The sequence below is a fragment of the Ornithinibacter sp. genome (genome assembly GCF_035443565.1).
Lineage (GTDB): Bacteria > Actinomycetota > Actinomycetes > Actinomycetales > Dermatophilaceae > Fodinibacter.
In genome coordinates this window covers 1-1,116 of record NZ_DAORSO010000421.1, presented here as the reverse complement: position 1 = coordinate 1,116, position 1,116 = coordinate 1, and the positions used below count along the sequence as shown (strand labels likewise).

Annotated in this window: 2 protein-coding genes; one reads left to right on the top strand and one right to left on the bottom strand. The window is 72.5% G+C overall.

Translation table 11 applies throughout. From position 1 onward, the window contains the following. Nucleotides 1-19 precede the first annotated feature (19 nt). Complete coding sequence (locus PLL68_RS15685) at nucleotides 20-607, bottom strand: hypothetical protein (protein WP_324535695.1); 588 nt, start codon at nucleotides 605-607, stop codon at nucleotides 20-22. A 95-nt stretch (nucleotides 608-702) separates the two neighbouring features. On the opposite strand from PLL68_RS15685, the gene PLL68_RS15940 reads away from it, so the two are divergent. After that, nucleotides 703-1,116, top strand: a 414-nt coding sequence (locus PLL68_RS15940; RefSeq protein ID WP_502910746.1) for a dienelactone hydrolase family protein, incomplete at its 3' end; no start/stop codon positions are given.

Below are 1,116 nucleotides of genomic sequence, written 5' to 3'. Positions count from 1 at the left end.
CGCCCGGGCGACCTGCGTCCTACTCGGCGGTCGTGGACGGGTGGTTGTCGCGCCACCAGTCCATGGCGCCCACGGCGCCCACGGCGGGTACCGCAGGCAGCAGGAGGAACGCGCCGAGCTCGGCCGTCTCACCGCCGACGAACACGCTGGCGATGATGGCGACCAGGCCGACGGCGACGATCGCGAGCCGCAGCCCGTGACGCCGCGCGTGCTCCTTGGCTCCGGTCAGGTCGCGCACCGCCGCAGCGACGGGCTTGGCGAGGAACGCTACGACCGCCAGGGCAGCGACGGCACCGGCGAGCCACGGACCTTGCTCGTCCATGGCGGGGCCCTGGACCAGGCGGGTCAGCGGGACGAGGACGAGCATCACGACCCCGAACACGGCACTGCCGAGCAGGGCTCCGACAACTGCCGCGACGAGGTCTCGCCACTGAAGATGCCGGCCGTGGACCCGCCACGCGAGGAGCGGTCCGCCGATGAGCGCGAGCGGCATCCCGAGCGCGCCGACCACCTCGAGCCAGACGGGTGGCGTCCAGCCGGCCAGGTCGCCGCCGGAGAACAGGAGCGCAAGGCCCTCCTGGACTCCCACCGCGGCGAGGAAGACCATCGCTGCGTACAGGAATGCATCTGCAGCGAGGTTCAGACGATCTCGACCCGTGACCACGGGCCGTTGCAGGCCCGCGCAGCGCCCCCGCGCCCCGCATGAGATCTCTCAGACAGTTCCTGCGTGCAACCGCCGGACACGCCGTTTCTGGGCCGGGGCCCGATGTCGTCCGGCAGGATCAGGGCCATGTCGATGTCCTTGGTCTCGTTCTCCGGTTCCGCGTCGCTCGTCGTCGGCGCCCCGCGGTCATGACCGCGCCATCGGCAGGCATGACGGCCGTCGGCGACCTCCCGGTCCACCGGGCGGTTCCGTCGGGGGAGGGGCCGTGGCCCGCGCTCGTCCTCGTCCACGAGGTGTTCGGTCTCGACGACCAGATGCGCGGGCACGCTGATCGACTCGCGGCGATGGGCTACCTCGTCCTCGCGCCGGACCTGCTGGCTCGCGGCCGGCGGGTGGTCTGTCTGGCCCAGACCTTCCGGGCGCTGCGTCGCGGCAGCGGCCGCACCTTCGAT